Origin of the sequence: Streptomyces sp. NPDC058872, from assembly GCF_042743065.1 — a bacterium.
Classification (GTDB): Bacteria; Actinomycetota; Actinomycetes; order Streptomycetales; family Streptomycetaceae; genus Streptomyces.
This window is the reverse complement of the sequence record NZ_JBHYMK010000120.1, coordinates 1-7,961: the sequence shown is the minus strand read 5'-3', so window position 1 is coordinate 7,961 and position 7,961 is coordinate 1. Positions and strand designations below refer to the sequence as shown.

Sequence of the window (7,961 nt, the reverse complement as noted above, 5' to 3'; positions counted from 1 at the left end):
ATCGTTCCTGTTCCCAGGCCCTCCGGGCGCTTCCTTCGTTTCCGACTCTATCAGATCTTTCCGACCCGATTTCCTCGGTGCTTTCCGGTCCCATTCGCTTTCGCTCCGGGCCCTTCCGGCGTTTCCGACTCTATCAGACCCTTTCGGCGTCTGATCCCCAGTCAGCGGGGTTTGTCTTTCCGGCTGTTGGGCCGTTCCGACGAGTGAGACTCTAGCGGATTCCCCGCCCCCGACGCTAATCGGGGACTTGCGTCCAAACCTTCGAACGCGAATTCCTCATTTCGCAAAAGTGCACGGAAAGCGCGACGGCACGGCAAAGCACCGTTGGCTTCAATGAATCTTGCGGAATGGCTGTCCGGGGCCGACCGGAGTCGGTGCTCACGTCGGACAACTCGGAGAACACTACGGACCGGCAGGTTCCGTGTCAACCCCGGTCCGTGGACCTCCCTCGATGTGGGTGGCGGAAGGCGTTGCGGTAGTCACGGGGGCTGATGGCCACGTGGGAGGTGAAGTGCTGGCGCATCGTGACCTCGCTGCCGAAGCCGGCGCGTCGGGCCACCTCGGGAAGGGGGTGGTCAGTGAGCTCCAGGAGCTTCTGGGCGGCGGCCACCCGCTGGGTGATGAGCCAGTGGAGGGGAGTGGTTCCCGTCGTCGCCCGGAAGTGGCGGGCGAAGGAACGGGGGGACATGCCGGCGAGGGCGGCCAGACTCGCAACGGTGTGCGGTGCGGCGAGATGGGCCATGACGTGGGCACGCACGGTGGCGAGTGCGTCGGCATCGCGGTCCGCCCGGGGCGTCGGATGCTCGATGAACTGCGCCTGGGTCCCCGTGCGGAAGGGGGCGGTGACCATGGAGCGGGCGATCGTGGCGGCGGCTTCGGCTCCGTGGGCGGTGCGGACGAGGTGGAGGCAGAGGTCGATGCCCGCGGCGACGCCCGCAGAGGTCCAGATCCCGGAGTCCTCGACGAAGAGCGCATCGGGCTCGACCCGGACCGAGGGGTGGCGGGCGGCCAGGGTGTCGGTCAGGCGCCAGTGGGTGACGGCGCGGCGTCCGTCGAGGAGTCCGGCACGGGCGAGGACGAAGGCTCCGGCGCAGAGCGAGGCGACCGGGACGCCGGCGGCGTGGGCGCGGCGGAGGGCCTGGAGGAGGGGGGCCGGGAGGTCGGCACCGGGGTCCTCGACTCCCGGGACGACGACCAGATCGGCGGAGGAGAGGTCCTGGAGCCAGGAGAGCGGGCGGTCTGCGGCGAGCGTCAGGCCGCCGCGCAGGGGAACGGGGGCCTGCGGGTCGGCGGCAACCCGGTGGAGTTCGAAGGGCGGAACGCCGCGGAGGACCCGGTCGCTGCCCCAGACCTCGGTGATGACGGAGACGTCGAACGCGCGGACGCCGGGAAAGGCGAGGAGCGCGATGCGTTGGGAGCGGCGGGGTTCGGGGGTGGGCGGGGCGTGTTGCACGTGTGGCAGTAAAGCATCGATCGCTGTCATTTCTCCCTCTGGGCGGCGGCTGCGGTCGGCGGAAGGATCGTGGGCATGGAGATCAACGAGAACGCAGCGCTGGTGGTCGTCGACGTGCAGAAGGGCTTCGAGTCCGAGTTCTGGGGCCGACGGAACAATCCGGGGGCCGAGCAGAACGTCGCGGCCCTGATCGACGCGTGGCAGGCGACGGGGCGGCCGGTCGTCTTCGTGCGGCACGACTCGGTCCACGAGGGCTCGCCGCTGGAGCCGGGTACCGGGGGGAACGCCTTCAAGGACTTCGTCGAGGAGCGGCGGGGTGGGGGGAGCGGGCCCGAGCTGCTGGTGACGAAGTCCGTGAACTCGGCGTTCTACGGGGAGCCCGACCTGGACGTCTGGTTGAAGGCTGCCGGCATCGGACAGGTCGTGGTCGTCGGGATCCAGACGAACATGTGCAACGAGACCACGGCCCGGATGGCCGGGAACCTCGGGTACGACGTGCTGTTCCCGCTGGACGCGATGCACACCTTCGACCTGTCGGGGCCCTTCGGCTGGGTGCAGACGGCGGAGGAGCTGACCCGGGCGACGGCGGTGTCGCTGCACGGCGGGGGCTTCGCCCGGGTCGTGACCACGGAGGACGTGTTGAAGGGCGCGGCCGTCGTCGGATAGCCGTGGCCGGGTGGGTCAGCCGTTGCCGGAAGCGAGCTCGCGGCTGCGGTCGCGGGCCGCTTCGAGGGCGGCGATGAGCGCCGCCCGCACGCCGTGGTTCTCGAGTTCCCGGATGGCGCTGATGGTGGTGCCCGCCGGGGAGGTGACGGCCTCGCGGAGCTTGACCGGGTGCTCGCCGCTGTCGCGGAGCATCACGGCGGCGCCGATGGCGGCCTGGACGATGAGGTCGTGGGCCTGGGCTCGGGGCAGGCCCAGGAGGATGCCGGCGTCGGTCATGGCTTCGACGAGGAAGTAGAAGTACGCGGGGCCCGATCCCGAGAGGGCGGTGGCGGCGTCCTGCTGGGATTCGGGAACGCGGAGGGTCTTGCCGACGCCGCCGAAGATCTCCTCCGTGTGGGCGAGGTGCTCGGGGGTGGCGTGGCTGCCGGCGGAGATGACGGACATGCCCTCGTCGACGAGGACGGGGGTGTTCGGCATGACGCGGACGACGGGGGTGCCGGCGGTGAGTCGGTCCTCGATGAACGAGGTGGGAATGCCGGCGGCGGCGCTGATGACGAGGCGGTCGGCGGCGACGTGGGGGGCGAGCTCGTCGAGCAGGCGGCCCATGTCCTGCGGCTTGACCGCCAGGATGAGGGTGTCGGCCCGCTTGGCGGCTTCCGCGTTGGTGACGGTGTCGACGCCGTAGCGGGCGCGGAGTTCTTCTGCGCGTTCGGCGCGGCGTGCGGTGACCAGGAGGTTCGCGGGGCGCCAGCCGGCACGGATCATCCCGCTGAGGAGCGCTTCACCGATCTTGCCGGTGCCGAGGACTGCGACGGTCTGGGTCATGGGTCTTTCACCTCGCCGGAGGGGGCCTTTGGGCCATCCTCGCATCGGCCGGGCCCGGCGTGCGCGGGGCGTCCGAGGGGCGGTCAGGCGGTGCGGCGGCGGAGGGTGGCGGCTCCGAGTCCGAGGACCAGGACGGCGCAACCGGCGACGACGAGGGCGTCGCGGACGAAGTCGCCGGTGACGTCGGAGTGACGGAGCACCTGGTTCATGCCGTCGACGGCGTACGACATCGGCAGGACGTCGGAGATCGCTTCGAGGGCGGGTGCCATCTGGTCGCGCGGGGTGAAGAGGCCGCAGAGGAGCAGCTGGGGAAAGATCACGGCCGGCATGAACTGGACGGCTTGGAACTCGGACGCGGCGAAGGCGGAGACGAAGAGGCCCAGGGCGGTGCCGAGGAGGGCGTCGAGGAGGGCCACCAGGAGCAGGAGCCAGGGGGAGCCGACGACGTCCAGGCCCAGGAACCAGACGGCGAGGCCGGTGGCCAGGACGGACTGGACGACGGCGACGAGCCCGAAGGCGAGGGCGTAGCCGGCGATGAGGTCCGCTTTGCCGAGGGGCATGGCGAGGAGGCGCTCCAGGGTTCCGGAGGTGCGTTCCCTGAGGGTGGCGATGGAGGTGACCAGGAACATCGTGATGAGCGGGAAGATGCCGAGGAGCGAGGCGCCGATGTTGTCGAAGGTCTGCGGGCTTCCGTCGAAGACGTAGCGGAGCAGGAAGAGCATCAGGCAGGGGACGAGGAGCATCAGGGCGATCGAGCGCGGGTCGTGGCGCAGCTGGCGCAGGACGCGGGCGGAGGTGGCGAGGGTGCGGGCGGCGTTCACGGGTGGGGCTCCTCGGGTGCGGTGTGGGCGGCGCGGGCCGCTCGGGTGTTCGCGGCGTCGACGAGGCGGAGGAAGGCCTCTTCGACGGTGGCCGTGTCGTTGCGGCGGCGGAGTGCCTCGGGGGTGTCTTCGGCGAGGATCTCGCCCTCGCGCATGAGGAGGAGCCGGTGGCAGCGTTCGGCCTCGTCCATCACGTGGGAGGAGATGAGGAGGGTGGTGCCGCGGTCGGCGGCGATGCGGTGGAAGAGGTCCCACAGGTCGCGGCGGAGGACGGGGTCGAGGCCCACGGTGGGCTCGTCGAGGACGAGGAGTTCCGGTGTGCCGAGGAGGGCGACGGCCAGGGAGACCCGGCTGCGCTGGCCGCCGGAGAGCCGGCCGGCGAGGGAGTCGGCGTGGTCGGCGAGGTCGACGTCGGCGACGGCCCGGTCGACGGCGGTGCGGCGGTCGTGGCGGGCTGCGCGGCCGGGGAGCAGGACGGCGGCGAAGTAGTCGAGGTTCTGGCGGACGGTGAGGTCGTCGTAGACGGAGGGGGCCTGGGTGACGTAGCCGATGCGGGAGCGCAGATCGGGGTCGCCGGCGGGGCGGCCGAGGACCTGGAGGGTGCCGCCGACCTTGGCCTGGGTGCCGACGATCGCGCGCATGAGGGTGGTCTTGCCGCAGCCGGAGGGCCCGAGGAGGCCGGTGATGCGGCCGGCGGGGACGGTGAAGTCGAGGCCGCGGAGGACCGTGCGGGTGCCTCGGACGGCGGTGAGCTGGTGGGCGGTGACGGCTGCGGTGCCGGCCCCGCCCGCCGAGTTATTCATCATGTGATGAATAGTGGGTCCGGAGGTGCCGGCCGTCAAGGACCTGGACCGGACCGACGGAGGGGTTGCCTGCGGAGGGGTTGCCTGCAGAGGAGTGCCCACGGGATGCGCGCACCGGCAGGGGCGCTGGTGGAGGGAGGACGCCGTGGGGTCGCGGGGCGCGGCCCCGGACCGACCGGGCGGCCGGCGGGGGCCGGGCGGCCGGCGGGGGCCGGGCAGACGGCGGGGGCCGGGCAGACGGCGGGGGCCGGCCGGATGGCGCGGGGAGGCTACGTGCGCTTGGGCTTCTTGCGGGCCGCCGGGTTCCCGGTGCGGGCGTTGCGGCGCTTCTCGTACTGCTCCCGGGACTTCTCGTACTCGGCGCGGCGGAGCTTCTCGCCGGGGGCCTCGACGAAGCAGCGGAGGGCGTAGGCCAACAGGGAGCCGATGAAGCCGATCGTCTTGACGCTGCGGAGCGAGTCCTCGCGGGCGGGGTCGTCCGGGCGCCGGAGGAAGCCCTCCCAGGTCTTGCGGAAGGCGATGGCGCTGCAGACCGCGAACATGACGACGACCAGCGCGTTGACGATGCCGCCGACGTCGGCGATCTGCAGGCCCTGGTAGGCGAAGCGCAGGACGAAGCAGGCCGCGACGGCAGCCGCGAGCGAGCCCGCTGCCAGGCCGACGCGGCGCAGCGCGTAGTGGCCGTCGTGGTCGACCCAGGTCGTGCCGAAGAAGCGGATCTCCTCGGGCTGCGGTCCGTCGGTCGTCCGGTGGGTCTGCTGGTCGTCGCTCACGAGGTCGATTATCCCCGGGCGGCGGGAAAGGGGCTCAGCCGCAGCGCGGCGCGACGAGGCCGTCGCTGCCCGTGTACACGTACGCGTCGGAGACGTACTCGCCCGGCGCGATGTTGTCCCAGACGTTCGACGTGCCGTAGGGGCCGCTGATCCACTCGCCGTACTTCTGGCAGTGGATCGCGACCGTGGCGCCGAGCGACAGCACCCGGACGATCGGGTACGCGGTGCTCGGGCCCGAACGCACGTTGAGTCGGTAGCCGGGTGCAACCCCGTAGCGCGTGGTCATGACGTCCTCCCCCTGTGGCGCAAAAGCACTGCGCCGAGTTTCACTCTCCGCGACGCGCAGGCTAGCAAGCCCCACCGACACCGGGGGGACGATGGACTAGGCTCCGTCGGGGCGCGCACGTGCGCGCGACCCGACGGGGAACCACACGGGGGTGGGCGATGCCACCGTTGCGCGGCACCGGTGCCGACCGCGAAGCGGAGGAGCCCGAGTACGCGGGCGACTACCGGCTCCAGGCTTGTCTGGGCGCCGGTGGCATGGGCGTCGTGCACCTCGCGTCCTCGACCTCCGGGCTACGGCTCGCCGTGAAGGTCGTGCACGCACGGTATGCGGAGGACCCCGAGTTCAGGGCGCGTTTCCGCCAGGAGGTCGCTGCTGCCCGTCGGGTCAGCGGGGCCTTCACCGCGCCGGTCGTCGACGCCGACCCCGATGCCGTGCGCCCCTGGATGGCCACCCTCTACGTACCGGGTCCCACCCTCGCGGACCAGGTGAAGCGGAACGGTCCGCTGTCCCCCGCCGAGCTGCGCCGGCTCACCGCCGGGCTCGCGGAGGCGCTGCGGGACATCCACCGGGCCGGCGTCGTCCACCGGGACCTCAAGCCCAGCAACGTCCTGCTCACCGACGGCGGACCCAAGGTCATCGACTTCGGCATCTCCCGCCCCGTCGACAGCGATCTGCACACCGAGACCGGCAAGCTCATCGGCTCGCCGCCCTTCATGGCTCCCGAGCAGTTCCAGCGACCGCGCGAGGTCGGACCCGCCGCGGACGTCTTCGCGCTGGGGTCGGTCCTGGTGCACGCGGCGACCGGGCACGGCCCGTTCGACTCCGACAGCCCCTACATCGTGGCGTACCAGGTCGTCCACGACGAGCCCGATCTGACCGGGGTGCCGGCGGAGCTGGCGCCGCTCATCGCGCGCTGCCTCGCCAAGGACCCCGTCGAGCGGCCGACCCCGGCCCAGGTCATGCAGGCACTGCTGCCGCCCTCGTACGCGGCGGAGGCCTTCATACCGGCGCAGCGGCAGCGGCCCACCCTGCCCGGCGACGGGTCCGGGCCCCCGCACGCCTGGGACGCGGACACCCCGGTGCGGAGCACCATCGGGTCACCCCCGCGCCGCCGGGGCCTGCGGATCCGGCCGCGTCCGACGATCGCCGTGGCCGCCGCACTGGCCTTGGCTGCGGCCGGGTCGTACGCGGCGCTCAGCCCACCGGGGGGCGGCGGGTCGGTGACCCCGCCCCGCCCGGCCGAGGTGGCCAACTCCTTCACCGGCTGGCAGACCGCGGTCCAGGAGCACGGTCCCGGAACCGCCCCGTCCTGTGACCACCGCACGGGCGCGCTGTACTGCACGGCCCGGGGCGTCGACCTCGCCCGGCTCGATCCGGTGACCGGCCGCGTCCTGTGGTCCCGGACCGCCCCCGTCGAGCAGATGCCCCCGACCGGCCCCGTGTTCCTCACCGACGGCCTGGTCGGCGCCGCCTCCGCGACGGGGCCCCTGCAGGCGTACGCGGCCGGAGACGGGGCCCCCGGTTGGCGGGCCGGTTCCGACGTCCCCGAGACGTACTGGCCGGCCGGCTCCGCCGTCGTCCTGTCCGACGGCCTCGGCGGCATCCGGGCGGTCGACGCCCACAGCGGCAAGGAACTCTGGCGGCACGGCCTGGCCGGCTTCGGCGTGCCCCGCCCGGGGCCGTACGACGTGGCCTCCGGGCTGCTGACCGTCTCCGAGGTCTCCTACGACGGGACGCGGACCCGGGTCGGTGCGATCCGCCCCGCCACCGGCGAGGTGGTCTGGCAGCGGGAGCTGGAGGGCCAGCTCGATCCGCTGGGCCACACCGGCGACGGGACGCTGGTGCTCGGGGCGCTGTACGACACCGCCCTGCTCGACGGCCTCGTCCTGGTGGACCCCGGTGCGGGCGCCGACGCCCCGGTGCGCAGGCTCGCCCTGCCGTACCGGATCGACTTCCGGGGCATGGCGGTGCGCGGTGCCGTCGTCCACCTGCTCTCCCCGGACGGGCACCTCGCCGCCTTCGACACCGCCGCTCCCAAGGGGCGGATGCTGTGGGACCTGGAAACGGCCGCGGGGAACGTGTCCCCCCCGGTCCTCGGGCCCGGCGACCGGCTCTACTTCTCCGTCCAGGACGGCCGGCTGCTCGCGGTCGACACCGCGCGCGGGGCGTTGATCGGCCAGACCCGGCCGCGTCTGGAGAACGGTCGACTCGCGTACGCGCCCGTGGTTCCCCCACCGGTGGTCGCCGGGGACCGGGTGTTCGGAACGGCCCCGGACGGGTCCGTGTTCGCGGTGGACGCGCAGGACCCGGAGTCCTGGTGAGGGGCTGAGCCGC

Annotated in this window: 8 protein-coding genes; 2 read left to right on the top strand and 6 right to left on the bottom strand. The window is 72.7% G+C overall.

Translation table 11 applies throughout. From position 1 onward, the window contains the following. Positions 1-424: 424 nt before the first annotated feature. Positions 425-1,483: a GlxA family transcriptional regulator gene (locus tag ACFW22_RS35380; protein WP_386412811.1), complete on the bottom strand. Its 1,059-nt coding sequence runs from the start codon at positions 1,481-1,483 to the stop codon at positions 425-427. A 45-nt stretch (positions 1,484-1,528) separates the two neighbouring features. Between ACFW22_RS35380 and ACFW22_RS35375 the strand changes: the two genes are divergently transcribed. Beyond that, the gene (locus ACFW22_RS35375) at positions 1,529-2,119 is read left to right on the top strand and encodes a cysteine hydrolase family protein (protein WP_386412808.1); all 591 of its coding nucleotides are present in this window, start codon (positions 1,529-1,531) and stop codon (positions 2,117-2,119) included. Between the two features lie 15 nt (positions 2,120-2,134). Here the strand turns inward: ACFW22_RS35375 and proC are convergent, their stop codons facing one another. The 5 genes from proC to ACFW22_RS35350 form a co-directional block, all read right to left on the bottom strand. Further along, complete coding sequence (gene proC / locus ACFW22_RS35370; protein WP_386412805.1) at positions 2,135-2,944, bottom strand: pyrroline-5-carboxylate reductase; 810 nt, start codon at positions 2,942-2,944, stop codon at positions 2,135-2,137. Positions 2,945-3,027: 83 nt separating this feature from the next. Beyond that, a complete protein-coding gene (locus ACFW22_RS35365) occupies positions 3,028-3,765 on the bottom strand; it encodes an ABC transporter permease (protein ID WP_386412802.1) in 738 nt (245 codons plus the stop codon). Further along, positions 3,762-4,571, bottom strand: coding sequence for an ABC transporter ATP-binding protein (locus ACFW22_RS35360; protein ID WP_386412799.1), 810 nt, complete (start codon positions 4,569-4,571; stop codon positions 3,762-3,764). Before ACFW22_RS35360 ends, ACFW22_RS35365 begins: the two co-directional genes overlap by 4 nt. A gap of 266 nt (positions 4,572-4,837) precedes the next feature. Beyond that, positions 4,838-5,341 (bottom strand): hypothetical protein, encoded by a 504-nt coding sequence (locus ACFW22_RS35355; RefSeq protein ID WP_386412796.1) that lies wholly within the window; start codon positions 5,339-5,341, stop codon positions 4,838-4,840. A 34-nt stretch (positions 5,342-5,375) separates the two neighbouring features. Then, a complete protein-coding gene (locus tag ACFW22_RS35350; RefSeq protein ID WP_384880411.1) occupies positions 5,376-5,702 on the bottom strand; it encodes an SH3 domain-containing protein in 327 nt (108 codons plus the stop codon). A gap of 83 nt (positions 5,703-5,785) precedes the next feature. On the opposite strand from ACFW22_RS35350, the gene ACFW22_RS35345 reads away from it, so the two are divergent. Then, the gene (locus ACFW22_RS35345) at positions 5,786-7,948 is read left to right on the top strand and encodes a PQQ-binding-like beta-propeller repeat protein (protein ID WP_386412792.1); all 2,163 of its coding nucleotides are present in this window, start codon (positions 5,786-5,788) and stop codon (positions 7,946-7,948) included. Positions 7,949-7,961: the final 13 nt, after the last annotated feature.

Excerpts from the sequence above, each read along its gene's own strand:
- ACFW22_RS35345 (WP_386412792.1), top strand. The coding sequence starts at position 5,786 with ATGCCACCGTTGCGCGGCACCGGTGCCGACCGCGAAGCGGAGGAGCCC.
- ACFW22_RS35375 (WP_386412808.1), top strand. The coding sequence starts at position 1,529 with ATGGAGATCAACGAGAACGCAGCGCTGGTGGTCGTCGACGTGCAGAAG.
- ACFW22_RS35360 (WP_386412799.1), bottom strand. The coding sequence starts at position 4,571 with ATGATGAATAACTCGGCGGGCGGGGCCGGCACCGCAGCCGTCACCGCC.
- proC (WP_386412805.1), bottom strand. The coding sequence starts at position 2,944 with ATGACCCAGACCGTCGCAGTCCTCGGCACCGGCAAGATCGGTGAAGCG.
- ACFW22_RS35380 (WP_386412811.1), bottom strand. The coding sequence starts at position 1,483 with ATGACAGCGATCGATGCTTTACTGCCACACGTGCAACACGCCCCGCCC.